Below are 22,811 nucleotides of genomic sequence, written 5' to 3'. Positions count from 1 at the left end.
CGGCCTTTTTTTGCTGTTTCCTTCGCCTGCTGCGATGCGGGAAAATCTTTGTTCATCTTTCCTTCAGCCGCAAAAGCGCTTCTGCTAGGAGAGCTTAGCCCGGTGGTCCCGCGACGGGGCAGGGGCCGAAGACCACGGAACTCTCATGCTTGATCTCGCAATCGTAGGCGGCGGCCCCGGCGGGCTGATGAGCGCCTGGTATCTGAAGCGCAAACTCGGCGATCTCTGCCGCGTCACCATCTACGAGGCCTCCGACCGGCTCGGCGGCAAGATCGTCACGCGCAAATTCGATTCGGCGCCCGCCATGTACGAGGCCGGCGTTGCCGAGATCTACGATTACTCGATGACCGGCCCCGATCCGCTGCGCGAGCTGATCCAGCATTTCGGCCTCCAGACCATTCCCATGGACGCCGAGCAGGTGCATTTCGGCGGCGAGCTCCTCAATGACGTGCCGGGCATGCGCCGCAAGTACGGCGCCAAGACCGCGGCCGCGATCGAGGCGTTCCGCAAGCGCTGTACCGAGGTGATGTCGCCGATCGAATATTACGAGGGCGTCGGCGCGCACGACAACGAGAATCCCTGGGCCTACAAGACCGCCGAGCAGGTGCTCGACGAGGAGGTCGAGGACGACACGGCAAAGCGTTTCTTCAAGGTGATGGCGCGCTCCGACATCGCGACCGAGAGCCACAACACCAACGGTCTCAACGCGCTGAAGAACTATCTGATGGATGTCGACGGCTATATCGGCCTCTATTCCATCCAGAATGGCAACGAGCAGCTGATCGAGTGCCTGCAGTCGGAGGTCAATGCCGACATCCAGCTCAATCACCGCGTGCTCACCGTCGGCAAGGCGCCGACCGGCCGCTATCAGCTCAAGATGATGAACGGCAAGGGACCGGAGACCCGCGACTTCGATCTCGTGCTGGTCTGCCTGCCGCATTCCTGGCTCGCCACCCTCGGCTGGGAGGGCGAGCAGCTGCGCAAGTCGATGGTCAAGCACGTCGCCTATTTCGACCGCCCCGCGCATTATCTGCGCGTCTCGATCCTGTTCGACGAGCCGTTCTGGGGCGAGAAGATTCCGGGCGCCTGGTTCATGTCGGAGGCCTTCGGCGGCTGCTGCGTTTACAACGAGGGCGCGCGCCACGACGTCGGCAAGCATGGCGTTCTGAACTGGCTCATTCCCGGCTCCGACGCGCTGGCTTTTGCCAATCTGTCGGATCAGGAGCTGATCGATGCCGCCCTGAAATCGCTGCCGGCTTCCCTCGGCGATGCGCGTTTGCATTTCATGGAAGGCAAGATCCACCGTTGGCTGTCGTCGGTGAATGCGCTGCCGGGCGGCTTGCCCGTGCGCGACGTCATGACCAATCACCGGCCCGAGCCGAAGGAGCATCCCGGCATCGTGGTGGTCGGCGACTATCTGTTCGATTCGACGCTGAACGGCCTGCTCGACTCCTCGGACGCGGCGACCGACATCATCCTGACCGAGATGATGCGCCTGCGCCGCGAACGCGCGCAGCAGAACGAGCCGCTCTCGAACAAGATCGATCGCGATTATTTCGAGAACTATCGCGGCCTCGGCCCCTATCACGAAGCGTGGCGGCACTTCACCGATCCCGATTACCTCGCCAGGCTGATCGACATCGTCTGGGGCAAGGCTGCGGGGGCCAAGCTGCTGGTCGCGGGCTCCGCCAGCGGCGAGCTGGTCGGCGCGCTGCGCGATCGCGGCATCGACGCTTGGGGAATCGAGAACAATCGGGCCATCCATGCCAAGACGCCGAAAGCGCTGAAGAAGTACAACAAGCTCGGATCAATCACCGACCTGCCGTTCAAGGACGGCACGTTCGACTTCGTCTTCGAGACCAGCCTCTGCCACGTCTCCCCGAAGCAGGTGACCCGCGCCATCCGCGAGCTCAACCGCGTGGTCAAGACCGGCCTCGTGTTCGGCTCGATCACCTCGGACATGGCGCCGGCATTGATCGACCGCTACGACCTCCTGCGTGGGGTCAAGAAGCTCGGCACCTGGTGGGAATGGTCCGAACTGTTCTTCGGCAACGGTTTCGAGCTTTCGATGCACCGCAAGGATTGTACCGATGCGCTCTGGGAGGCGACGCTCGCCGCCAACAAGGGGCCGGGGCAGTGGTATGCGGACGCGGACTCCTTGCGCTATTCGTTCTTCGATAAAGTCGAGGACGAGGACTAGCCGCGGGGCAGGTCGGATTCGCCAATTGTTTTGCCGAATTCATCCTGATCGCATAGAATCGGTGCAATAGCGGTTGCCGCTATTTTCTGGTTCTCTCTGCGGTCAGGCCGGCCGTCAGCATCGGTTGGTTTCATGGCGTCCAAGCCCCTCCCGCCCGACAAACAGAAGCTCGCCGCGGAAGAGGCGGCCGAGCTCGACGACAAGCTTGCCCTCGCCAAGCCGGACCTCGAAGACGACGAGGATCAGGAGGATGACGAGCTGGAGCTCGACGACGAGGACGAGGACCTCGTCGTCTTTACCGCGCGGGAAGCCGCCGGCGCGCTCGCGACCATCGTCGGGTTCGTCAAACCCTATCTCTCCAACTACAAGCGGATGCTGTCGTTCGTCGCATTCGGCGTCGTGGTCGAGACGTTGTTCAACGTCATCATGCCGCTCAGCCTCAAGTTCCTGATCGACGACGCACTCGGCGAGGAGGATTTTCAGGCGCTCTATAAGATACTCGGCGCGCTCGCCGTCGCCGGCATCTTCACTTCGATCGTTGCGGTCTGGTACGAGCGCTGGGACGCGCGGCTTGCCGCCTGCATCATCTCCGATGTCCGCAAGCGCCTGTTCGAGCACGTCCAGGACCTGCCGGCGGCCTATTTCGGCCGCACCAAGCGCGGCGAGATCCTGTCACGCTTCTCGGTCGACCTCTCGGCCTTCGAAGGCTCGGTCAAGACCTTTGCCAACAGCGCCGCGCTGCCGTTCCTGGAGTTGATCGCCGGCATCATCCTGATGCTGTTCCTGAACTGGCAGCTCGCGGTGGTCGCGCTTCTGGTGTTCCCGATCACGCTGATTGGCCCGCGCATCCTCACGCCGAAAGCGGTGCAGGCCAATTACGAGCAGAAGCTCAACGAGAGCGCGCTGCTCGGAATGGTGCAGGAGAACGTGGCGGCGCAGGCCGTGATCAAGGCGTTCAGCCTGCAACGCAAGATGTTCGGCTTCTTCACCTTGCGCAACGACGAGACCCGCAACAAGATCGCCTCGGCCGCGTTCCTGTCGACCATGGTGGAGCGGACGGTCACCGTCTCGGTGCTGCTCCTGCACCTCGTGGTGCTCGCGATCGGCGCCTATCTGGCGACCAAGGGCCAGATCACCATCGGCACCTTCGTCACCTTCGAGAGCGCGTTCTGGGAGGTCTCCTACAACATCGCCCACGTGATGCACTTCATCCCGGTGTCGATCTCCTCGGCCGCCGCGATCCGCCACATCCAGGAGCTGCTGGACGAGCCGACCCGCGGTGCCGATCGCCCCGGCGCGCCCGATCTGCCGCGCATCACCAACGACATTACTTTCGATCACGTCACCTTCCAGTACGAGGGCAGTCAGACACCGGTACTGGACAATCTCAGCCTCAAGCTCAAGGCCGGCAAGCGCATCGCCATCGTCGGCCCCTCAGGCTCCGGCAAGAGCACGCTGCTCAATCTGATTCTGCGGCTCTACGTGCCCAATGAAGGCCGCGTCACCATCGACGGCGTCGATGTCCGCAAGGTGACGTTGGATTCGCTGCGTCGGAGCATGGCGGTGGTGTTCCAGGAGAATATGCTGTTCAACATGTCGATCCGCGAGAACATCCGGCTCGGCAAGGAGGGGGCGACCGACGAAGAGGTGGAGGAGGCGGCCAAGAAGGCCGAGATCCACCGCTACATCATGAGCCTGCCGCAGCAATACGACACGCAGGTCGGCGAGCGCGGAGACACGCTGTCGGGTGGCCAGCGCCAGCGCATCGCGATCGCGCGTGCGATCATCCGTAACCCATCCGTTCTGCTGCTGGACGAAGCCACCTCGGCCCTCGACCAGACCACGGAAGCCGCGATCAACCGCACGCTGCTGAAGCTCGCCAAGGGCCGCACCATGATTTGGTCGACCCACCGCCTCGCGTCGGTGGTCGAGATGGACGAGATCATCGTGATTTCAGGGGGCAGGGCGATCGAGCGCGGCTCCCATGCCGAGCTGCTCGCCAAGAACGGCACCTATCGCAAGCTGTGGAACGATCAGATCCACCAGCCGCATGGCGTGTCGGCTCACGCCGACGACGACAGCGACGAGGACGACGAGGACGAGGAGGAGTGACCGGAGGCGTTCGGCTCCAAGGGAGCCGGCTTGGCCGATCCATGTCTCGTCTCCCAAGCGCGTGTGGTCCAGCACCGACTCATTGATTCTGTTGCGCAAGGCGTTCGGCCGACGTGGAGCCGCCAACTTTTTTCGACAAGCGGTTTGGGGGATCGGCCCCCGCGGATCGACCACTCCCATCGAAATCCCCGCGAGACCGCCCAACGCGGCACGCCGGGAATGCTGGAAAGCCTGTTCGCCAGCCGTCAGATCTGTGTATGGGCAGAAAAAAGCCCTCTGTTTGATAATAAAACTATATTTAATCCGGGTATAATCCTCTTTCGAGCCTAGCAGATCGGACTCTTCGTTCCCATGTCGGACGGGTGCGCGGAGGCGGCCAGGAGGCTATTTCTGCAGGCACGTGAGGCGCTTTGTGACTGTCGTTTCACCTTGACTTGACCGATTCTCACTTATAGAAAGCGCCTCACTTAACGACAGGCGGTGAGCATCGCCAGCGTCGGAACGGGCCACCCGTTGATCCCCAAGGACTAGATCCATAAGGGGTCGTAAAGGCGGGCACCAACCTCGACGAATGCCGCTCAAACGCTGTCGATCATAGCTAGGCAATGCCAGTGCGACTTTAGTTCTCTTGAGCATGTTCTCTTGAGATCGAATTCGGATGCATGACCTCAGTGCGCGGGCCGCGGCGTTACGCTGAACGGCCTCACTACTGCGGTCCTCTGTGGCGTCGAAGCGCTTTCCGCTCGTTGATGGAGCGGTTGGCGCAATTTCGCTTTGCGTGGGTTATTTCGCGCAAGGTGGCCCCTCGGGCGGGTGGCTCGAACAGAATTTGCGGACCCGGTGACGGGCCGCGGCAAGACAGCGGACCCGAGAGGGGCCGCGGCAGAAAAAGGGTGAAGGCCAGAATGCCGACGATCAACCAGCTGATCGCTCAACCGCGGGAAGTGCAGAAGTCGCGCAAGAAGGTGCCGGCGCTGCAGCAATCGCCGCAGAAGCGTGGTGTTTGCACGCGCGTCTACACCACGACCCCGAAGAAGCCGAACTCGGCGCTTCGTAAGGTTGCCAAGGTGCGCCTGACCAACGGCTTCGAGGTGATCGGCTACATCCCCGGCGAGGGTCATAACCTCCAGGAGCACTCGGTGGTCATGATCCGCGGCGGCCGCGTCAAGGACTTGCCCGGCGTGCGCTACCACATCCTCCGCGGCGTTCTGGATACCCAGGGCGTCAAGAACCGTAAGCAGCGCCGTTCGAAGTACGGCGCCAAGCGTCCGAAGTAAGCGGGAACCAAGCCTATGTCTCGTCGCCACTCTGCGGAAAAGCGCGAAGTTCTCCCGGATCCGAAGTTCGGGAACATCATCGTCACGAAGTTCATGAACTCGGTGATGTACGCCGGAAAGAAGTCGGTCGCCGAAGGTATCGTCTACGGCGCGTTCGGCATCATCGAGTCCAAGACCAAGCAGAACCCGCTCGGCGTGTTCGAGCAGGCGCTCGAGAACGTCATGCCGACGATCGAGGTGCGCTCCCGCCGCGTCGGCGGCGCGACCTATCAGGTTCCGGTCGAGGTTCGCTCGACCCGCCGGCAGGCCCTGGGCATCCGCTGGCTGATCGCGGCCGCGCGCGAGCGCAATGAGAAGACGATGACCGAGCGGCTCTCGGCGGAGCTCTTGGACGCATCGAACAACCGGGGGAACGCCGTCAAGAAGCGCGAAGACGTGCACCGCATGGCGGAAGCCAACCGCGCCTTCTCGCATTATCGCTGGTAACGGCGAAACAAACGGACTCGCAAGGAACACCCCATGCCCCGCCAACATGCCATCGAGGACTACCGTAACTTCGGTATCATGGCGCATATCGACGCCGGCAAGACCACGACGACCGAGCGCATCCTCTATTACACCGGCAAGAGCCACAAGATCGGCGAAGTGCACGAAGGTGCCGCGACGATGGACTGGATGGAGCAGGAGCAGGAGCGTGGCATCACGATCACCTCGGCTGCGACCACCGCCTTCTGGAACGGCAAGCGCCTGAACATCATCGACACGCCCGGCCACGTCGACTTCACCATCGAAGTCGAGCGTTCTCTGCGCGTGCTCGACGGCGCCGTCTGCGTGCTCGACTCCAACCAGGGCGTCGAGCCCCAGACCGAGACCGTCTGGCGCCAGGGCGACAAGTACAAGGTTCCGCGTATCGTCTTCGCCAACAAGATGGACAAGATCGGTGCGGACTTCTTCAAGTGCCTGTCCGACATCGTTGACCGTCTGGGTGCCAAGCCCGTCGCGATCCAGCTCCCGATCGGTGCCGAGAACAACTTCAAGGGTCTCGTCGATCTCGTGAAGATGAAGGGCGTCGTCTGGAACGATGAATCGCTCGGTGCGAAGTTCGATTATGTCGATATTCCGGAAGATCTCGTCGACCAGGCCAAGGAATACCGCGAGAAGATGGTGGAAGCCGCCGTCGAGCTCGACGACGACGCCATGGCCGCCTATCTCGACGGCAAGGAGCCGGACGAGGCGACGCTGAAACGCCTGATCCGCAAGGCGGTGCTGACCGGCGCGTTCTATCCCGTGCTGTGCGGCTCGGCCTTTAAGAACAAGGGCGTGCAGCCGCTGCTCGACGCCGTCGTCGACTATCTGCCGTCGCCGCTCGACGTGCCCGCGATCAAGGGCACGGACGACAAGGGCAACGAAGTCGTGCGCAAGGCGGACGACAAGGAGCCGCTGGCGCTGCTCGCGTTCAAGATCATGGACGACCCGTTCGTCGGCACCATCACCTTCTGCCGCATCTATTCCGGCATTCTGCAGAGCGGCACCGGCGTCGTGAACTCGACCCGCGAGAAGAAGGAACGGATCGGGCGCATGCTGTTGATGCATGCAAACAACCGCGAGGACATCAAGGAAGCCTATGCCGGCGACATCGTCGCGCTGGCCGGCCTGAAGGAAGCGCGCACCGGTGACACGCTGTGCGATCCCGACCATCAGGTCATCCTCGAGAAGATGGAATTCCCCGAGCCGGTCATCGAGATCGCGATCGAGCCGAAGTCCAAGGCCGACCAGGAGAAGCTGGGCGTGGCGCTGGCCAAGCTCGCGGCGGAGGATCCGTCCTTCCGCGTGTCGACCGACCATGAGTCCGGCCAGACCATCCTCAAGGGCATGGGCGAACTCCATCTCGACATCAAGGTCGACATCCTCAAGCGCACCTACAAGGTCGACGCCAACATCGGCGCGCCGCAGGTGGCGTTCCGCGAGCGCATCACCAAGCGGGTGGAGCACAGCTACACCCACAAGAAGCAGACCGGCGGTACCGGCCAGTTCGCGGCCGTGTCGTTCATCGTCGAGCCGAACGAGCCCGGCAAGGGCTTCGAGTTCGAATCGAAGATCGTCGGCGGTGCGGTGCCGAAGGAATACATCCCCGGCGTCGAGAAGGGCCTGGAGAGCGTGCTGTCGTCCGGCGTGGTCGCGGGCTTCCCCGTGGTCGACGTCAAGGTGCAGCTCGTCGACGGCAAGTATCACGACGTCGACTCGTCGGCGCTCGCCTTCGAAATCGCTTCGCGTGCCTGCTTCCGCGAAGCGCTGCAGATGGGCAAGTCCGTCCTGCTCGAGCCGATCATGAAGGTCGAAGTTGTGACCCCGGAAGACTACACCGGCTCGGTCATCGGCGACCTGAATTCCCGGCGCGGTCAGATCCAGGGGCAGGACATGCGCGGCAACGCCAACGTCATCAATGCGATGGTGCCGCTCATGAACATGTTCGGTTACGTGAACAACCTGCGCTCCATGAGCCAGGGTCGCGCGACCTTCACCATGCAGTTCGACCACTACGCAGAAGCGCCGGCCAACGTGTCGGCAGAAGTCCAGAAGAAGTTTGCCTGATTATCGTCGGTCTCAAGCCGACGATTGAACGGAGAGTCAAATGGCCAAAGCAAAGTTTGAACGTACCAAGCCGCACTGCAACATCGGCACCATCGGTCACGTCGACCATGGCAAGACGTCGCTGACCGCGGCGATCACCAAGATCCTCGCCGAGACCGGCGGTGCGACGTTCACCGCGTACGATCAGATCGACAAGGCGCCGGAAGAGAAGGCGCGCGGCATCACCATCTCGACCGCGCACGTCGAGTACGAGACCACGAACCGCCACTACGCCCACGTCGACTGCCCCGGCCACGCCGACTACGTCAAGAACATGATCACCGGCGCCGCCCAGATGGACGGTGCGATCCTGGTCGTGTCGGCCGCTGACGGCCCGATGCCGCAGACCCGCGAGCACATCCTGCTCGCCCGCCAGGTCGGCGTGCCCGCGCTCGTCGTGTTCCTCAACAAGTGCGACATGGTCGACGACCCGGAGCTGCTCGAGCTCGTCGAGCTCGAAGTCCGCGAGCTGCTCTCCAAGTACGAATTCCCCGGCGACAAGATCCCGATCATCAAGGGTTCGGCGCTTGCCGCTCTCGAAGACTCCGACAAGAAGCTCGGCCACGACGCCATCCTCGAGCTGATGCGCAACGTCGACGAGTACATTCCGCAGCCGGAGCGTCCGATCGACCAGCCGTTCCTGATGCCGGTTGAAGACGTGTTCTCGATCTCGGGCCGCGGCACCGTCGTGACCGGCCGTGTCGAGCGCGGCGTCGTCAAGGTCGGCGAGGAAATCGAGATCGTCGGTCTGCGTGCGACCCAGAAGACCACCGTCACCGGCGTCGAAATGTTCCGCAAGCTGCTCGATCAGGGCCAGGCCGGCGACAACATCGGCGCGCTGCTCCGCGGCACCAAGCGCGAGGACGTCGAGCGCGGCCAGGTTCTGGCCAAGCCGGGTTCGGTCAAGCCGCACACCAAGTTCAAGGCTGAGGCCTACATCCTCACCAAGGAAGAGGGCGGTCGCCACACCCCGTTCTTCACCAACTACCGTCCGCAGTTCTACTTCCGCACCACCGACGTGACCGGTGTCGTGCACCTGCCGGAAGGCACCGAGATGGTGATGCCGGGCGACAACATCGCGATGGAAGTGCACCTGATCGTGCCGATCGCGATGGAAGAGAAGCTCCGCTTCGCGATCCGCGAAGGCGGCCGCACCGTCGGCGCCGGCGTCGTCGCCTCGATCATCGAGTAATTACGAGAAAAGGGACGGCGAGTAGCGAATGGTGACATTCGCTATTCGCTATTCGCCACCCACTGAAGAGAGACCACGGCAATGAACGGCCAAAATATTCGTATCCGTCTCAAGGCGTTCGACCATCGTATCCTCGATACGTCGACCCGTGAGATCGTGAACACGGCGAAGCGCACCGGCGCGCAGGTCCGCGGACCGATTCCGCTGCCCACCCGCATCGAGAAGTTCACCGTCAACCGTTCGCCCCACGTCGACAAGAAGAGCCGCGAACAGTTCGAGATGCGCACTCACAAGCGCCTGCTCGACATCGTCGATCCGACCCCGCAGACCGTCGATGCTTTGATGAAGCTCGACTTGGCCGCCGGTGTCGACGTCGAGATCAAGCTCTAAGATTTTGGATCCCGTTCGCCAAAAGCGGACAAAGAGAACAGGAAGCAAGCCGATGCGCTCCGGAGTGATCGCACAAAAGGTCGGGATGACGCGGGTCTTCACGGAGGCTGGCGAACATATCCCCGTGACCGTGCTGAAGCTCGGCAATTGCCAGGTCGTAGGCCACCGCACCGAAGAGAAGAACGGTTACGTCGCGCTCCAGCTCGGTTCGGGCAGCCGCAAGACCGTTTACATGCCCAAGGCCGAGCGCGGCCAGTTCGCGGTCGCCAAGGTCGAGCCGAAGCGCCGGGTCGAGGAATTCCGCGTCTCTGCGGATGCCATGATCCCGGTCGGCGCCGAGATCCAGGCCGACCACTTCGTCGTCGGCCAGTTCGTCGACGTCACGGGCACCTCGGTCGGTAAGGGCTTCGCCGGCGGCATGAAGCGCTGGAACTTCGGCGGTCTGCGCGCCACGCACGGTGTGTCGATCTCGCACCGCTCGATCGGTTCGACCGGTGGCCGTCAGGACCCCGGCAAGACCTGGAAGAACAAGAAGATGCCCGGCCACATGGGTGTCGATCGCATCACCACGCTCAACCTTCGCGTCGTCCAGACCGATGTCGAGCGGGGCCTGATCCTCGTCGAAGGCGCCGTTCCGGGCTCCAAGGGCGGTTGGATCCGCGTGCGCGATGCCGTCAAGAAGCCGCTGCCGAAGGAAGCTCCGAAGCCCGGCAAGTTCAAGGTTGCTGGCGACGCGGAAGCCGCTCCGGCTACGCAGGAGGCGTGAGATGGAATTGAAGGTCACCACCCTCGAAGGTAAGGAAGCCGGCTCGGTCCAGCTCTCCGACGCCATTTTCGGCCTCGAGCCGCGCGAGGACATCATCGCGCGCTGCGTGCAGTGGCAGCTCAACAAGCGCCAGGCCGGCACGCACAAGGCCAAGGGCCGCGCCGAGATCTGGCGCACCGGCAAGAAGATGTACAAGCAGAAGGGCACCGGCGGTGCTCGTCACGGCTCGGCCCGCGTGCCGCAGTTCCGCGGCGGCGGCCGTGCCTTCGGTCCGGTGGTGCGTTCGCACGCCACCGACCTGCCGAAGAAGGTCCGCGCCCTGGCGCTCAAGCATGCGCTCTCGGCCAAGGCCAAGGACGGCGATCTCGTCGTGATCGAGAAGGCCGCGCTCGAGACCGCCAAGACCAAGGCGTTGCTCGGCCACTTCTCGGGCCTCGGGCTCACCAATGCGCTGATCATCGACGGCGCCGAGCTCAACAACGGTTTCGCCGCCGCGGCTCGCAATATCCCGAACATGGACGTGCTGCCGATCCAGGGCATCAACGTCTATGACATCCTGCGCCGTCAGAAACTCGTTCTGACCAAGGCCGCCATCGATGCGCTGGAGGCGCGCTTCAAATGAGCAAGAACATCGAGCCTCGCCACTACGACGTGATCCTGTCGCCGGTCGTGACCGAAAAGGCGACGATCGCTTCGGAGCACAACAAAGTGCTTTTCAAGGTGGCCGCCAAGGCGACCAAGCCGCAGATCAAGGAAGCGATCGAGAAGCTGTTCGACGTCAAGGTCAAGAGCGTCAACACGCTGGTCCGCAAGGGCAAGGTCAAGGCCTTCCGCGGCACCATCGGCTCGCAGTCGAACAGCAAACGCGCGATCGTGACTCTCGAAGAGGGTCACCGGATCGACGTCACCACCGGTCTGTAAGGTCGTACGACGATGGCACTGAAGACATTCAATCCCACGACGCCAGGCCAGCGCCAGCTGGTCATGGTCGATCGTTCGGCCCTCTACAAGGGCAAGCCGCTCAAGGCGCTCACCGAGGGCAAGAAGTCCTCGGGCGGCCGCAACAACACTGGTCGCATCACCGTGCGTTTCCGCGGCGGTGGTCACAAGCAGACGCTGCGCACCGTCGACTTCAAGCGCGAGAAGGTCGACGTCCCCGCGACCGTCGAGCGGCTGGAGTATGATCCGAACCGCACCGGCTTCATTGCGCTGATCAAGTATCAGGACGGCGAGCAGGCCTACATCCTGGCGCCGCAGCGCCTGGCCGTGGGTGACACCATCATTGCCGGCAACTATGTCGACGTGAAGCCGGGCAACGTCATGCCGCTCGGCAACATGCCGGTCGGCACGATCATCCACAACATCGAGGTCAAGATCGGGAAGGGCGGCCAGCTCGCCCGTTCCGCCGGCACCTACGCCCAGCTCGTCGGTCGCGACCAGGATTACGTGATCATCCGCCTGAACTCGGGCGAGCAGCGCCTGGTGCACGGCCGTTGCCGCGGCACGATCGGCGCGGTGTCGAACCCGGATCACATGAACACCTCGATCGGCAAGGCCGGTCGCAAGCGTTGGATGGGCCGCAGGCCGCACAACCGCGGTGTCGCGATGAACCCGATCGACCATCCGCACGGCGGTGGTGAAGGTCGCACCTCGGGCGGTCGTCACCCGGTCACTCCGTGGGGCAAGCCGACCAAGGGCAAGAAGACCCGTACCAACAAGTCGACCAACAAATTCATTCTCCTAAGCCGCCACAAGCGGAAGAAGTAAGGAACGCCGGACATGGTTCGTTCAGTCTGGAAAGGCCCGTTCGTCGAGGGTTCTCTGCTCAAGAAGGCAGATGCCGCCCGTGCGTCCGGCCGTCACGACGTCATCAAGATCTGGAGCCGTCGCTCGACGATCCTGCCGCAGTTCGTCGGCCTGACCTTCGGCGTCTACAACGGTCAGAAGCACGTGCCGGTGGCCGTCAACGAGGAAATGGTCGGTCACAAGTTCGGCGAGTTCTCGCCGACCCGGACCTTCCATGGCCACTCCGGCGACAAGAAAGCCAAGAAGGCTTGAGGATTAAACGATGAGCAAACCTAAGCGCGAACGGAGCCTCGCCGACAACGAGGCCAAGGCGGTCGCCCGGATGCTGCGGGTGAGCCCGCAGAAGCTCAACCTGGTCGCCCAGCTCATTCGCGGCCGGAAGGCGTCTGCTGCGCTCGCCGACCTGCAGTTTTCGCGCAAGCGGATCGCGGTCGACGTGAAGAAGTGCCTGGAATCGGCTATCGCCAACGCCGAGAACAACCACGACCTCGACGTCGACGATCTCGTCGTTGCGCAGGCCTTCGTCGGCAACGGCCTCGTGATGAAGCGCTTTGCCGCTCGTGGCCGCGGCCGCTCGGGCCGTGTCTACAAACCATTTTCGCAGCTGACGATCATCGTTCGTCAGGTCGAAGCTGAAGCCGCCGCTTAAGGGCGCAGGAGAACACGATGGGTCAAAAGATCAATCCGATCGGTCTGCGTCTCGGCATCAACCGGACCTGGGATTCCCGCTGGTTCGCCGGCAAGCAGGAATACGGCAAGCTGTTGCACGAGGACGTCAAGATCCGTGAGATCCTGCACAAGGAGCTCAAGCAGGCTGCCGTTGCCCGCATCGTGATCGAGCGTCCGCACAAGAAGTGCCGCGTCACCATCCACTCGGCCCGTCCGGGTGTGGTGATCGGCAAGAAGGGTGCGGACATCGACAAGCTGCGCAAGAAGGTCGCGGACATCACCTCGTCCGACGTCGTCATCAACATCGTCGAGATCCGCAAGCCGGAGCTCGATGCGACGCTGGTGGCGGAGTCGATCGCGCAGCAGCTCGAGCGCCGCGTGGCGTTCCGCCGTGCCATGAAGCGCGCCGTGCAGTCGGCGATGCGCCTCGGCGCGGAGGGCATCCGCATCAACTGCTCGGGACGTCTCGGCGGTGCGGAAATCGCGCGCATGGAGTGGTACCGCGAAGGTCGCGTGCCGCTGCACACGCTGCGCGCCGACATCGACTACGGCGTTGCGACCGCGTTCACGACCTTCGGCACCTGCGGCGTCAAGGTCTGGATCTTCAAGGGCGAGATCCTCGAGCACGATCCGATGGCCCAGGACAAGAGAATGGCCGAAGGCGAGGGCACTGGTAGCGGTGGTGGCGGCCGGCAGCGCCGCGACGCGGCTGCAGCCTGAGCTGACCTGAGAATTTGAGGGCTTAAAGCCATGATGCAACCTAAGAAAACGAAGTTCCGGAAGGCGCATAAGGGCCGCATCCACGGCGTTGCGTCTTCGGGCGCGACGTTGGCGTTCGGCCAGTTCGGCCTGAAGGCGACCGAGCCTGAGCGCGTCACCGCGCGTCAGATCGAAGCCGCCCGTCGCGCGCTGACCCGTCACATGAAGCGCGCCGGCCGCGTCTGGATCCGCGTGTTCCCCGACGTTCCGGTGTCCAAGAAGCCGGCCGAAGTCCGCATGGGCTCCGGTAAGGGTTCGCCGGAATTGTGGGTCGCGCGCGTCAAGCCGGGCCGGGTGCTGTTCGAGATTCACGGCGTCAACACCCAGACGGCGCGTGAAGCGCTGACCCTGGCGGCCGCCAAGCTGCCGATCAAGACGCGCTTCGTCGAGCGCATTGCGGAGTAATGGCCATGGCCCAGATGAAGATCGAAGACATCCGTGCGATGAGCCCCGATCAGCAGGATGATGCCATCCTGAACCTGAAGAAGGAGCGCTTCAACCTGCGCTTCCAGCGCGCCACCGGGCAGCTCGAGAACACCTCGCGCCTGCGCGAGGCTCGCCGTGACATCGCCCGGATCAAGACCGTCGCCGCGCAGACGCGCGCGAAGAAGAAGTAAGAGGCTTACGAAGATGCCGAAACGTACTTTGCAGGGCGTGGTCGTCAGCGACAAGCAAGCCAAGACCATCGTGGTGCGCGTCGATCGCCGCTTCACGCACCCGATCTACAAGAAGACGATCCGCCGTTCGAAGAACTACCACGCGCACGACGAGAGCAACCAGTTCAAGCCGGGCGACATGGTGTGGATCGAGGAAACGAAGCCGATTTCGAAGTTGAAGCGCTGGGTCGTGATCCGGGGCGAACACAAGAAAAGCGCCTGATCTGTTGGCTCTAGCCGACTGACTTCAGGGAAATGTTGAGCGCCGGCTGGGCTGGCGCAAAGAGAAAGAGGACGAGGTGCATCAATGATTCAGATGCAGACCAACCTCGACGTGGCCGACAATTCTGGCGCACGCCGTGTCATGTGTATCAAGGTGCTTGGGGGCTCCAAGCGCCGCTACGCAACGATCGGCGACATCATCGTCGTTTCGATCAAGGAAGCTATCCCGCGTGGCAAGGTGAAGAAGGGCGACGTGATGAAGGCCGTCGTGGTGCGCGTCCGCAAGGACATCCGCCGCGCCGACGGTTCGGTCATCCGCTTCGACCGCAACGCCGCCGTCCTGATCAACAACCAGTCCGAGCCGGTCGGCACCCGTATCTTCGGGCCCGTGCCGCGCGAGCTGCGCGCCAAGAACCACATGAAGATCATCTCGCTCGCGCCGGAGGTGCTGTGATGGCTGCGAAGATCCGCAAGGGCGACAAGGTCGTCGTGCTGACCGGCCGCGACAAGGGCCGCACCGGCGAAGTGTTCGAGGTTCGTCCCGACGCCGGCACCGCGCTGGTGCGCGGCATCAACATGGTCAAGCGTCACCAGAAGCAGACGCAGGCCCAGGAGGGCGGCATCATCTCGAAAGAGGCGCCGATCCACCTGTCCAACATCGCGTATGTCGGCAAGGACGGAAAGCCGACCCGCATCGGATTCAAGATTCTGGCGGACGGCAAGAAGGTTCGCATCGCCAAGAGCTCGGGAGCTGAGATCGATGGCTGAGGCCGCTTACACACCGCGCCTGCGCGCGGAATATGACGCGAAGATCCGTACGGCTCTGACCGAGAAGTTCGGTTACCAGAACGTCATGCAGGTTCCGCGGCTGGACAAGGTCGTGCTGAACATGGGCGTCGGCGATTCGGTCAACGACCGCAAGAAGGCCGAGACCGCCGCTGCCGAATTGACCCAGATCGCCGGCCAGAAGGCGATCGTGACCTATTCGCGCATCGCGATCGCGACCTTCAAGCTGCGTGAGAACCAGCCGATCGGCTGCAAGGTCACGCTGCGCAAGGCCCGCATGTACGAGTTCATCGATCGCCTGGTGAATGTCGCGCTGCCACGCGTCCGCGACTTCCGCGGTCTGAACCCGAAGAGCTTCGACGGCCGTGGCAACTATTCGCTCGGCATCAAGGAGCACATCATTTTCCCCGAGATCGACTTCGACAAGGTCGCGGAAGCTCGCGGTATGGACATCACCGTCTGCACCACGGCCAAGACCGACGAAGAGGCGAGGGCCTTGTTGACCGCTTTCAATTTCCCGTTCCGGCAGTGAGACGCTGACCTAGAGCCTCTCAAACGCGGATACCCAGGAGCCAAGCATGGCAAAGAAGAGTTCAGTCGAGAAGAACAACCGGCGCAAGCGGATGGTGAAGAACGCCGCCGCCAAGCGCGAGCGGTTGAAGGCGATCATCGCCGACAAGACGCTGCCGATGGAGGAGCGGTTCGCCGCGACCCTGAAGCTGGCGGAAATGCCGCGCAATTCGTCGGCGACCCGCATCCGCATGCGTTGCGAATTGTCGGGCCGTCCGCGCTCGAACTACCGCAAGAACAAGCTGTCCCGTATCGCGCTGCGCGACCTTGGCTCCAAGGGCATGGTCCCGGGCCTCGTGAAGTCCAGCTGGTAAGGAGGGTCGTTTAGATGTCTACGCACGATCCAATCAGCGATCTGATCACCCGTATCCGCAATGCGCAGTTGCGTTCGAAGACCAAGGTCTCCACGCCTGGCTCGAAGATGCGCGAGAACGTGCTCGAGGTTCTGAAGGCCGAGGGCTACATCCGCGGCTACGCCACGCTCGAGCATTCCTCGGGCCGCAGCGAGATCGAGATCGAGCTGAAGTATTTCGACGGCGAGCCCGTCATCCGCGAGATTGAACGCGTTTCCAAGCCCGGGCGCCGCGTCTACGCCTCGGTGAAGAACCTGCCGCGGGTGAACAATGGACTCGGCATTTCGGTGTTGTCGACGCCGAAGGGGATCATGGCCGACCACAGCGCGCGCGACGCGAATGTGGGCGGTGAAGTCCTCTTCACGGTGTTCTGAGAAGGATTTTCGATCCATGTCACGTGTTGGCAAGAAGCCTGTGACGGTGCCGTCGGGCGTTACCGCGACCGTCGACGGCCAGACCGTCAAGATGAAGGGGCCGAAGGGCCAGCTTCAGTTCATCGTCCACGACGACGTCGAGGTGAAGCTCGAGAACGGCCAGATCAACGTCAAGCCGCGGGCCGAGACCAACCGCGCGCGGGCGCTGTACGGCACCGCTCGCGCCCAGGTCGCGAATCTGGTCGAAGGCGTCACCAAGGGTTTCGAGAAGAAGCTCGAGATCACCGGCGTCGGCTATCGTGCCGCGATGCAGGGCAAGAACCTCCAGCTCGCGCTCGGCTACAGCCATGACGTGATCTATCCGATCCCCGAGGGGATCACGATCACCGTGCCGAAGCCGACCGAGATCACGGTGGCGGGCAGCGACGTCCAGCGCGTCGGTCAGGTCGCCGCCGAGATCCGCGCCTACCGTCCGCCGGAGCCCTACAAGGGCAAGGGCGTGAAGTACGTGGGCGAATTCATCTTCCGCAAGGAAGGCAAGAAGAAGTAACGGAGCCGGTCATGTCGAAAGCCAAGGTTACGAATGCCCGGCGCAAGCGGAGTGTGCGGCTGAAGCTGCGCCGTTCCGCCGGCGGCCGTCCGCGTCTGTCGGTGTTCCGCTCGTCCAAGCACATCTACGCCCAGGTCATCGACGACCTGAGGGGCGAGACGCTGGCCTCTGCCTCGTCGCTCGAGAAGTCGATGCGCGACGGCGGCAAGACCGGTGCGGACATCGATGCAGCGAAAGCAGTCGGCAAGTTGCTGGCCGAGCGCGCGGTCGAGAAGGGCGTCAAGGAAGTCGTGTTCGATCGCGGCGGCTATCTCTATCACGGGCGCGTCAAGGCTCTGGCCGACGCGGCGCGTGAGAGTGGGCTGAGCTTCTAACAGAATTTGAGGATTGGGGCGTAAGCCTCTGAAGGATTGGAAAAACCATGGCAGCTGAACGCGAACAACGTGGTGGACGCGATCAACGCGGCGGCGGACGTGAACGCAGGGAGCGCGAGGAGCGCGACAGCGAGTTCGTCGACAAGCTCGTCCACATCAACCGCGTGGCCAAGGTCGTCAAGGGCGGCAAGCGCTTCGGTTTCGCAGCGCTGGTCGTGATCGGCGACCAGAAGGGCCGCGCCGGCTTCGGTCACGGCAAGGCGCGCGAAGTGCCTGAGGCGATCCGCAAGGCGACCGAGTCCGCCAAGCGCAACCTGACGCGCGTGTCGCTGCGCGAGGGCCGCACGCTCCATCACGACATTGCCGGTCGTCATGGCGCGGGCCGTGTCTACCTGCGTGCAGCTCCGGCCGGTACCGGCATCATCGCCGGTGGCCCGATGCGCGCCGTGTTCGAGACGCTCGGCGTCCAGGACGTGGTGGCGAAGTCGATCGGCTCGTCGAACCCGTACAACATGGTGCGCGCGACCTTCGACGCGCTGAAGCATCAGGATTCGCCGCGTTCGGTCGCAGCCCGCCGCAACATCAAGGTGTCCACCCTCCAGTCCCGTCGTATCGGCGGCGACGCCGAGGCGGCTGCCGACTAACGGAAGCTTTTCGGAGTAGATCCACATGGCCAAGGCCGCAAAGACGATCAAGGTCGAGCAGATCGGCAGCGCGATTCGCCGCCATCACTCGCAGCGCTCGACGCTGATCGGGCTCAAGCTCAACAAGATCGGCCGTACCAGCGAATTGCCGGACACTCCGGCGGTCCGCGGCATGATCGAGAAGGTTCACCATCTCGTCCGCATCGTCGACGAGAAGTAAGCAAAGGCGCACGATCCCGGAAAGCGGGAAGCGGTTTTCGGTGAAGATCGTGCGCAAGACACAAGGAGAAGGGCGATGAAGCTCAGCGATATCGCCGACAACGCCGGCTCGCGCAAAAAGCGTATGCGCGTCGGCCGCGGCATCGGTTCCGGCAAGGGCAAGCAGTCCGGCCGCGGCGGCAAGGGCCAGACCGCGCGTTCGGGCGTGCGCATCAAGGGTTTCGAAGGCGGCCAGATGCCGATGCATCGCCGTCTGCCCAAGCGCGGCTTCAACAACATCTTCCGCGTCGAGTTCGCCGAGATCAATCTCGACCGGCTCCAGGAAGCGGTCGATGCCAAGAAGATCGACGCCGGCAGCGTCGTCAACGTCGAAGCCCTGGTGAAGGGTGGCGTGCTGCGTCGCGCCAAGGGCGGCCTGCGGCTGCTCGGCCGCGGCGAGCTCAAGTCCAAGCTCAACATCGAGGTGCACGGCGCGAGCAAGACCGCTATCGCGGCGGTCGAGAAGGCCGGCGGCTCGGTGAAGATCCTCGCCCAGCCCAAGGAAGAAGGCGAGGCGGCGTAACAACTGCGTCATCGGCCCGCGGCGCGCGGGCCTTTACGCATGCGGGACGTGGACTTATCGAAGCCGAGCCCCAGATAATGTCCGGCGTCCGCTAAACTAGCCCGGCCGCGGGCATGACGGCGCAACAGGCGGCGGGAGAAAGTCCAAGATGGTCTCTGCAGCGGAACAACTGGCAGCCAATCTCAATTTCGGCGCGTTTGCCAAGGCCGACGAACTGAAGAAGCGCATCTGGTTCACCCTGGGTGCGCTGCTCGTTTATCGGCTCGGGACCTACATCCCGCTGCCGGGCATCGATCCCAACATCTGGGAGCAGGTGTTCCGCTCCCAGGCGGGCGGCATCCTCGGCATGTTCAACATGTTCGCCGGCGGCGGCATCCACCGCATGGCGATCTTCGCGCTGAACATCATGCCGTACATCTCGGCCTCGATCATCATCCAGCTCCTGACCACCGTCTCGCCGCAGCTCGAGGCGCTGAAGAAGGAAGGCGAGGCCGGCCGCAAGACGCTCAACCAGTACACCCGCTACCTGACCGTCATCCTGGCTGCGTTCCAGTCCTATGGCATCGCGGTGGGTCTCGAAGGCGCCGGCAACGTGGTCAGCGACCCCGGCATGTTCTTCCGCCTGTCCACGGCGATTACCCTGACCGGCGGCACCATGTTCCTGATGTGGCTGGGCGAGCAGATCACCTCGCGCGGCATCGGCAATGGCATTTCGCTGATCATTCTCGCCGGCATCGTCGCCGAGCTGCCCGCGGCGCTCGCCAACATGCTCGAGCTCGGCCGTCAGGGCGCGATGTCGACCGGGCTGATCCTGGTCGTCATCGTCATGGCTGTCGCCGTGATCGGCTTCATCGTGTTCATGGAGCGCGCCCAGCGCCGGCTCCTGATCCAGTATCCGAAGCGCCAGGTCGGTAACAAGATGTTCGAGGGCCAGTCCTCGCATCTGCCTCTCAAGCTCAACACCTCGGGCGTGATCCCCCCGATCTTCGCATCCTCGCTGCTCTTGCTGCCGACCACGGTTGCGAATTTCAACGCGGGCAGCGGGCCGGAATGGTTCCAGTGGATCACCACCCAGCTCGGCCATGGCCGTCCGCTGTTCCTGATCCTGTATCTCGCGCTGATCGTGTTCTTCGCCTTCTTCTACACCGCGATCGTGTTCAACCCGACCGAGACCGCGGACAATCTGAAGAAACATGGCGGCTTCATTCCGGGCATCCGTCCCGGCGAGCGCACCGCCGAATATATCGATTACGTGCTGTCGCGCATCACCGTGCTCGGCGCGATCTATCTCGCCATCGTCTGCTTGATCCCGGAGATCCTGATCTCCTACGCCTCGGTGCCGTTCTACTTCGGCGGCACCTCGCTGCTGATCGTGGTCAGTGTCACCATGGATACGGTGGCGCAGGTGCAGGGCTATCTGCTGGCCCATCAGTACGAAGGCCTGATCCGCAAGTCCAAGCTGCGCGGTCGCCGCCGCTAACCGCGGCCTCGCCTGAAGGCGGCGCTACTGCGCCGCCGATTCGCCGCGCGAAGAGCGCACGGTGCGACCGGATGCGACCAGCGAGCCACCCGGTTGCATCGGCAGAGCAGCTCCTACTGCGACGCAATCACTGGTTTCCAAGGCCTTCTTGGCGTCCGGGCGTTCGCTCCCCTATGATATGGGTAGCGGTGCGCAGCCGATTGTGGTTTGCACTGTCCTTGATCTTCAAACGCAGGTGCGCGACGTATCGCTCACCAATCCGGGGGGGCGTACGCCGATGAGAATTATACTTCTGGGACCGCCGGGGTCGGGCAAGGGGACCCAGGCGCAGCTCTTGGTGCGGCGCTATGGCATCATCCAGCTCTCGACCGGCGAGATGCTGCGTGCCGCGGTTGCGGCCGGGACGCCTGTCGGGCTGAAAGCCAAGGAGATCATGGCCAGCGGTGGCCTCGTGCCCGACGATGTCGTGGTGGGAATCATCTCCGACCGCATCGACCAGCCAGACGCCAAGAACGGTTTCATCCTCGATGGTTTCCCGCGCACCGTGCCGCAGGCCGAGGCGTTGGACGAGCTGCTCAAGCGCAAGCATCTCAAGCTCGACGCCGTGATCGAGCTCCGTGTCAATGAGAGCGCGCTGCTGAGCCGCGTCGAAACTCGCGTTGCCCAGATGCGGGAGCGCGGCGAGGAGGTCCGGCTCGACGACACCCCGGAGGTCCTGACCAAACGGCTTGCCAGCTACCGCAGCCAGACGGAACCACTGATTCACTACTATTCCGAGCGTCGGAAGCTCTCGACCATCGACGGCATGATGGCCATCGACGAGGTCACCCGCGCCATCCACCGCCAGCTCCTGGCGCTGGGCGCGGTCGAGCCCAAGACGCATGCCCGAAGCGCAGCCAAGTCGGGACCGGCCAAAAAGACCAAGACGGCGAAGAAATCGGCCAAAAAGTCGCCGAAGGCAGGCAAAAAGGCCACCAGAGCGGCTAAAACCGTCAAAAAGTCGGTCAAAAAGGCCGGGAAGGCCAAGAAGGCGACCACGAAAACGGTCAAAATGGCAGCCCAAAGGACGGCCAAGAAGGCCGTCAAAAAAGGGGCCAAAAAGGCTGCAAAAAAGGTCACGAAAAAGCGAGCCAAGCGCTAGCAGCGGTTGACGAAAGCCCCCGGAATCCCCTAATAAGCCCCGCATCCAAGTCGGATAGTTTCAGACGATGCCGGGCCCCAGGAAGACCGGGGGTGGGCGTCGTGTTCGCGTTTGTGAACACCTGCCCGAGAGAGCAAGCACTTAAAGCCCGATTCCTGACGAGGGGTCGGCAACAGGAGAGAAGGCCGTGGCCCGTATTGCCGGCGTGAACATTCCCACCAACAAGCGCGTGCTGATCGCGCTCCAGTACATCCATGGCATCGGCCCGAAGATCGCCGGTGACATCATGGAGAAGGTGAAGATCCCCGAGGATCGTCGCGTCAATCAGCTCAGCGACGCCGAAGTGCTCCAGATCCGCGAAGTCATCGACCGTGACTATCTCGTCGAGGGCGACCTGCGTCGTGAGGTCGGCATCAACATCAAGCGTCTGATGGACCTCGGCTGCTATCGCGGCCTGCGTCATCGTCGCGGTCTGCCGGTGCGCGGTCAGCGCACCCACACCAATGCGCGTACGCGCAAGGGCCCGGCCAAGGCCATCGCCGGCAAGAAGAAGTAAGTTTTCGAATCCAGTCGCGGCGTGTGGCGGAAGGGGATGACCCGTTCGCCACGCGCTTTTCGTTCCACAGGTGTAGCCGCTGGCATTACGGCGGCGTTTGAGATCTTCAGGAAAGGGACTCAATGGGCAAGGAAGCCACCCGCGTTCGTCGTCGTGAGCGCAAGAACATCGCCTCCGGCGTCGCGCATGTGAACTCGTCGTTCAACAACACGACCATCACCATCACCGACGCGCAGGGCAACACGATTGCCTGGTCGTCGGCCGGTACGATGGGTTTCAAGGGCTCGCGCAAGTCGACGCCGTACGCCGCGCAGGTCGCCGCCGAGGACGTCTCCAAGAAGGCGCAGGAGCACGGCATGCGCACGCTGGAAGTCGAAGTCGCCGGCCCCGGTTCGGGCCGCGAGTCAGCGCTCCGCGCGCTCCAGGCCGCAGGCTTCACCGTCACCTCGATCCGCGACGTGACCACGATCCCGCACAACGGTTGCCGTCCCCGTAAGCGCCGGCGCGTTTGATACCAAGTTG

General features: G+C 63.2%; 31 protein-coding genes. All 31 read left to right on the top strand.

The annotated features are described in order from the left end of the window. Positions 1-145 precede the first annotated feature (145 nt). The 31 genes from P6U28_RS18095 to rpsK all read left to right on the top strand — a co-directional run bounded on the left by P6U28_RS18095 (position 146) and on the right by rpsK (position 22,801). The gene (locus P6U28_RS18095; RefSeq protein WP_122402692.1) at positions 146-2,200 is read left to right on the top strand and encodes an FAD-dependent oxidoreductase; all 2,055 of its coding nucleotides are present in this window, start codon (positions 146-148) and stop codon (positions 2,198-2,200) included. Positions 2,201-2,332: 132 nt separating this feature from the next. Beyond that, positions 2,333-4,312 (top strand): ABC transporter ATP-binding protein, encoded by a 1,980-nt coding sequence (locus tag P6U28_RS18090; protein WP_129145683.1) that lies wholly within the window; start codon positions 2,333-2,335, stop codon positions 4,310-4,312. Positions 4,313-5,217: 905 nt separating this feature from the next. Then, positions 5,218-5,589 carry a 30S ribosomal protein S12 gene (gene rpsL, locus P6U28_RS18085; protein ID WP_007603006.1) on the top strand — a complete coding sequence of 124 codons (372 nt, stop codon included), beginning with the start codon at positions 5,218-5,220 and terminating at the stop codon, positions 5,587-5,589. Positions 5,590-5,604: 15 nt separating this feature from the next. Continuing rightward, entirely contained in the window at positions 5,605-6,075 is a 471-nt protein-coding gene (rpsG, locus tag P6U28_RS18080) for a 30S ribosomal protein S7 (protein ID WP_018647239.1), read from the top strand. Between the two features lie 33 nt (positions 6,076-6,108). Beyond that, a complete protein-coding gene (gene fusA, locus P6U28_RS18075; protein ID WP_122402694.1) occupies positions 6,109-8,181 on the top strand; it encodes an elongation factor G in 2,073 nt (690 codons plus the stop codon). A gap of 40 nt (positions 8,182-8,221) precedes the next feature. Beyond that, entirely contained in the window at positions 8,222-9,412 is a 1,191-nt protein-coding gene (tuf, locus tag P6U28_RS18070; protein WP_027574053.1) for an elongation factor Tu, read from the top strand. An 81-nt stretch (positions 9,413-9,493) separates the two neighbouring features. After that, entirely contained in the window at positions 9,494-9,802 is a 309-nt protein-coding gene (gene rpsJ, locus P6U28_RS18065; protein ID WP_002712302.1) for a 30S ribosomal protein S10, read from the top strand. Between the two features lie 52 nt (positions 9,803-9,854). Continuing rightward, positions 9,855-10,568, top strand: coding sequence for a 50S ribosomal protein L3 (gene rplC / locus P6U28_RS18060; RefSeq protein WP_122402695.1), 714 nt, complete (start codon positions 9,855-9,857; stop codon positions 10,566-10,568). A 1-nt stretch (position 10,569) separates the two neighbouring features. Continuing rightward, entirely contained in the window at positions 10,570-11,190 is a 621-nt protein-coding gene (gene rplD / locus P6U28_RS18055; protein ID WP_091894751.1) for a 50S ribosomal protein L4, read from the top strand. After that, positions 11,187-11,489: a 50S ribosomal protein L23 gene (locus P6U28_RS18050; protein ID WP_025036992.1), complete on the top strand. Its 303-nt coding sequence runs from the start codon at positions 11,187-11,189 to the stop codon at positions 11,487-11,489. The genes rplD and P6U28_RS18050 overlap by 4 nt, the downstream gene beginning before the upstream one ends. 12 nt (positions 11,490-11,501) lie before the next feature. Beyond that, positions 11,502-12,335, top strand: a complete 834-nt coding sequence (rplB, locus tag P6U28_RS18045; RefSeq protein ID WP_060736369.1) for a 50S ribosomal protein L2 — start codon at positions 11,502-11,504, stop codon at positions 12,333-12,335. Positions 12,336-12,347: 12 nt separating this feature from the next. Then, positions 12,348-12,626, top strand: a complete 279-nt coding sequence (gene rpsS, locus P6U28_RS18040; RefSeq protein ID WP_008136357.1) for a 30S ribosomal protein S19 — start codon at positions 12,348-12,350, stop codon at positions 12,624-12,626. A 10-nt stretch (positions 12,627-12,636) separates the two neighbouring features. Next, positions 12,637-13,023 (top strand): 50S ribosomal protein L22, encoded by a 387-nt coding sequence (gene rplV, locus P6U28_RS18035; protein ID WP_008549264.1) that lies wholly within the window; start codon positions 12,637-12,639, stop codon positions 13,021-13,023. Positions 13,024-13,040: 17 nt separating this feature from the next. Next, on the top strand, positions 13,041-13,763 hold the full coding sequence (gene rpsC, locus P6U28_RS18030; RefSeq protein ID WP_122402696.1) for a 30S ribosomal protein S3: 723 nt from the start codon (positions 13,041-13,043) through the stop codon (positions 13,761-13,763). Between the two features lie 30 nt (positions 13,764-13,793). Continuing rightward, entirely contained in the window at positions 13,794-14,207 is a 414-nt protein-coding gene (rplP, locus tag P6U28_RS18025; protein ID WP_407122872.1) for a 50S ribosomal protein L16, read from the top strand. A 5-nt stretch (positions 14,208-14,212) separates the two neighbouring features. After that, positions 14,213-14,419, top strand: coding sequence for a 50S ribosomal protein L29 (gene rpmC, locus P6U28_RS18020; protein WP_011088144.1), 207 nt, complete (start codon positions 14,213-14,215; stop codon positions 14,417-14,419). 13 nt (positions 14,420-14,432) lie between these two features. After that, positions 14,433-14,681 carry a 30S ribosomal protein S17 gene (gene rpsQ / locus P6U28_RS18015; RefSeq protein WP_024342452.1) on the top strand — a complete coding sequence of 83 codons (249 nt, stop codon included), beginning with the start codon at positions 14,433-14,435 and terminating at the stop codon, positions 14,679-14,681. Positions 14,682-14,765: 84 nt separating this feature from the next. Beyond that, on the top strand, positions 14,766-15,134 hold the full coding sequence (gene rplN, locus P6U28_RS18010) for a 50S ribosomal protein L14 (RefSeq protein WP_007603030.1): 369 nt from the start codon (positions 14,766-14,768) through the stop codon (positions 15,132-15,134). Then, positions 15,134-15,448 carry a 50S ribosomal protein L24 gene (rplX, locus tag P6U28_RS18005; protein ID WP_122402697.1) on the top strand — a complete coding sequence of 105 codons (315 nt, stop codon included), beginning with the start codon at positions 15,134-15,136 and terminating at the stop codon, positions 15,446-15,448. Before rplN ends, rplX begins: the two co-directional genes overlap by 1 nt. Next, positions 15,441-15,998 carry a 50S ribosomal protein L5 gene (gene rplE / locus P6U28_RS18000; protein WP_122402698.1) on the top strand — a complete coding sequence of 186 codons (558 nt, stop codon included), beginning with the start codon at positions 15,441-15,443 and terminating at the stop codon, positions 15,996-15,998. The genes rplX and rplE overlap by 8 nt, the downstream gene beginning before the upstream one ends. 46 nt (positions 15,999-16,044) lie before the next feature. Further along, positions 16,045-16,350 (top strand): 30S ribosomal protein S14, encoded by a 306-nt coding sequence (rpsN, locus tag P6U28_RS17995; RefSeq protein WP_122402699.1) that lies wholly within the window; start codon positions 16,045-16,047, stop codon positions 16,348-16,350. A 14-nt stretch (positions 16,351-16,364) separates the two neighbouring features. Next, positions 16,365-16,763, top strand: a complete 399-nt coding sequence (rpsH, locus tag P6U28_RS17990; protein WP_122402700.1) for a 30S ribosomal protein S8 — start codon at positions 16,365-16,367, stop codon at positions 16,761-16,763. Positions 16,764-16,779: 16 nt separating this feature from the next. Next, a complete protein-coding gene (gene rplF / locus P6U28_RS17985) occupies positions 16,780-17,313 on the top strand; it encodes a 50S ribosomal protein L6 (RefSeq protein WP_122402701.1) in 534 nt (177 codons plus the stop codon). A gap of 11 nt (positions 17,314-17,324) precedes the next feature. Beyond that, complete coding sequence (gene rplR, locus P6U28_RS17980) at positions 17,325-17,687, top strand: 50S ribosomal protein L18 (protein WP_122402702.1); 363 nt, start codon at positions 17,325-17,327, stop codon at positions 17,685-17,687. Between the two features lie 47 nt (positions 17,688-17,734). Next, complete coding sequence (gene rpsE, locus P6U28_RS17975; protein ID WP_014494507.1) at positions 17,735-18,331, top strand: 30S ribosomal protein S5; 597 nt, start codon at positions 17,735-17,737, stop codon at positions 18,329-18,331. Between the two features lie 25 nt (positions 18,332-18,356). Then, positions 18,357-18,551 (top strand): 50S ribosomal protein L30, encoded by a 195-nt coding sequence (gene rpmD / locus P6U28_RS17970; protein WP_122402703.1) that lies wholly within the window; start codon positions 18,357-18,359, stop codon positions 18,549-18,551. 75 nt (positions 18,552-18,626) lie between these two features. Next, entirely contained in the window at positions 18,627-19,112 is a 486-nt protein-coding gene (gene rplO / locus P6U28_RS17965) for a 50S ribosomal protein L15 (RefSeq protein ID WP_036011044.1), read from the top strand. A gap of 148 nt (positions 19,113-19,260) precedes the next feature. Next, on the top strand, positions 19,261-20,592 hold the full coding sequence (gene secY / locus P6U28_RS17960) for a preprotein translocase subunit SecY (protein ID WP_129145684.1): 1,332 nt from the start codon (positions 19,261-19,263) through the stop codon (positions 20,590-20,592). 277 nt (positions 20,593-20,869) lie between these two features. Beyond that, on the top strand, positions 20,870-21,733 hold the full coding sequence (locus P6U28_RS17955; RefSeq protein WP_122402705.1) for an adenylate kinase: 864 nt from the start codon (positions 20,870-20,872) through the stop codon (positions 21,731-21,733). Positions 21,734-21,920: 187 nt separating this feature from the next. Continuing rightward, on the top strand, positions 21,921-22,289 hold the full coding sequence (gene rpsM / locus P6U28_RS17950) for a 30S ribosomal protein S13 (RefSeq protein WP_027574068.1): 369 nt from the start codon (positions 21,921-21,923) through the stop codon (positions 22,287-22,289). Between the two features lie 122 nt (positions 22,290-22,411). Further along, positions 22,412-22,801: a 30S ribosomal protein S11 gene (rpsK, locus tag P6U28_RS17945; RefSeq protein WP_007603045.1), complete on the top strand. Its 390-nt coding sequence runs from the start codon at positions 22,412-22,414 to the stop codon at positions 22,799-22,801. Positions 22,802-22,811 lie beyond the last annotated feature (10 nt).

Source organism: Bradyrhizobium sp. STM 3561 (assembly GCF_045571455.1).
Lineage (GTDB): Bacteria > Pseudomonadota > Alphaproteobacteria > Rhizobiales > Xanthobacteraceae > Bradyrhizobium > Bradyrhizobium vignae.
This window is presented reverse-complemented; position numbering and strand designations above follow the sequence as displayed.

What these genes read in the sequence shown, in the direction of transcription:
- P6U28_RS18095 (WP_122402692.1), top strand. Translation starts at nt 146, where the DNA reads ATGCTTGATCTCGCAATCGTAGGCGGCGGCCCCGGCGGGCTGATGAGC.
- P6U28_RS18090 (WP_129145683.1), top strand. Translation starts at nt 2,333, where the DNA reads ATGGCGTCCAAGCCCCTCCCGCCCGACAAACAGAAGCTCGCCGCGGAA.
- rpsL (WP_007603006.1), top strand. Translation starts at nt 5,218, where the DNA reads ATGCCGACGATCAACCAGCTGATCGCTCAACCGCGGGAAGTGCAGAAG.
- rpsG (WP_018647239.1), top strand. Translation starts at nt 5,605, where the DNA reads ATGTCTCGTCGCCACTCTGCGGAAAAGCGCGAAGTTCTCCCGGATCCG.
- fusA (WP_122402694.1), top strand. Translation starts at nt 6,109, where the DNA reads ATGCCCCGCCAACATGCCATCGAGGACTACCGTAACTTCGGTATCATG.
- tuf (WP_027574053.1), top strand. Translation starts at nt 8,222, where the DNA reads ATGGCCAAAGCAAAGTTTGAACGTACCAAGCCGCACTGCAACATCGGC.
- rpsJ (WP_002712302.1), top strand. Translation starts at nt 9,494, where the DNA reads ATGAACGGCCAAAATATTCGTATCCGTCTCAAGGCGTTCGACCATCGT.
- rplC (WP_122402695.1), top strand. Translation starts at nt 9,855, where the DNA reads ATGCGCTCCGGAGTGATCGCACAAAAGGTCGGGATGACGCGGGTCTTC.
- rplD (WP_091894751.1), top strand. Translation starts at nt 10,570, where the DNA reads ATGGAATTGAAGGTCACCACCCTCGAAGGTAAGGAAGCCGGCTCGGTC.
- P6U28_RS18050 (WP_025036992.1), top strand. Translation starts at nt 11,187, where the DNA reads ATGAGCAAGAACATCGAGCCTCGCCACTACGACGTGATCCTGTCGCCG.
- rplB (WP_060736369.1), top strand. Translation starts at nt 11,502, where the DNA reads ATGGCACTGAAGACATTCAATCCCACGACGCCAGGCCAGCGCCAGCTG.
- rpsS (WP_008136357.1), top strand. Translation starts at nt 12,348, where the DNA reads ATGGTTCGTTCAGTCTGGAAAGGCCCGTTCGTCGAGGGTTCTCTGCTC.
- rplV (WP_008549264.1), top strand. Translation starts at nt 12,637, where the DNA reads ATGAGCAAACCTAAGCGCGAACGGAGCCTCGCCGACAACGAGGCCAAG.
- rpsC (WP_122402696.1), top strand. Translation starts at nt 13,041, where the DNA reads ATGGGTCAAAAGATCAATCCGATCGGTCTGCGTCTCGGCATCAACCGG.
- rplP (WP_407122872.1), top strand. Translation starts at nt 13,794, where the DNA reads ATGATGCAACCTAAGAAAACGAAGTTCCGGAAGGCGCATAAGGGCCGC.
- rpmC (WP_011088144.1), top strand. Translation starts at nt 14,213, where the DNA reads ATGGCCCAGATGAAGATCGAAGACATCCGTGCGATGAGCCCCGATCAG.
- rpsQ (WP_024342452.1), top strand. Translation starts at nt 14,433, where the DNA reads ATGCCGAAACGTACTTTGCAGGGCGTGGTCGTCAGCGACAAGCAAGCC.
- rplN (WP_007603030.1), top strand. Translation starts at nt 14,766, where the DNA reads ATGATTCAGATGCAGACCAACCTCGACGTGGCCGACAATTCTGGCGCA.
- rplX (WP_122402697.1), top strand. Translation starts at nt 15,134, where the DNA reads ATGGCTGCGAAGATCCGCAAGGGCGACAAGGTCGTCGTGCTGACCGGC.
- rplE (WP_122402698.1), top strand. Translation starts at nt 15,441, where the DNA reads ATGGCTGAGGCCGCTTACACACCGCGCCTGCGCGCGGAATATGACGCG.
- rpsN (WP_122402699.1), top strand. Translation starts at nt 16,045, where the DNA reads ATGGCAAAGAAGAGTTCAGTCGAGAAGAACAACCGGCGCAAGCGGATG.
- rpsH (WP_122402700.1), top strand. Translation starts at nt 16,365, where the DNA reads ATGTCTACGCACGATCCAATCAGCGATCTGATCACCCGTATCCGCAAT.
- rplF (WP_122402701.1), top strand. Translation starts at nt 16,780, where the DNA reads ATGTCACGTGTTGGCAAGAAGCCTGTGACGGTGCCGTCGGGCGTTACC.
- rplR (WP_122402702.1), top strand. Translation starts at nt 17,325, where the DNA reads ATGTCGAAAGCCAAGGTTACGAATGCCCGGCGCAAGCGGAGTGTGCGG.
- rpsE (WP_014494507.1), top strand. Translation starts at nt 17,735, where the DNA reads ATGGCAGCTGAACGCGAACAACGTGGTGGACGCGATCAACGCGGCGGC.
- rpmD (WP_122402703.1), top strand. Translation starts at nt 18,357, where the DNA reads ATGGCCAAGGCCGCAAAGACGATCAAGGTCGAGCAGATCGGCAGCGCG.
- rplO (WP_036011044.1), top strand. Translation starts at nt 18,627, where the DNA reads ATGAAGCTCAGCGATATCGCCGACAACGCCGGCTCGCGCAAAAAGCGT.
- secY (WP_129145684.1), top strand. Translation starts at nt 19,261, where the DNA reads ATGGTCTCTGCAGCGGAACAACTGGCAGCCAATCTCAATTTCGGCGCG.
- P6U28_RS17955 (WP_122402705.1), top strand. Translation starts at nt 20,870, where the DNA reads ATGAGAATTATACTTCTGGGACCGCCGGGGTCGGGCAAGGGGACCCAG.
- rpsK (WP_007603045.1), top strand. Translation starts at nt 22,412, where the DNA reads ATGGGCAAGGAAGCCACCCGCGTTCGTCGTCGTGAGCGCAAGAACATC.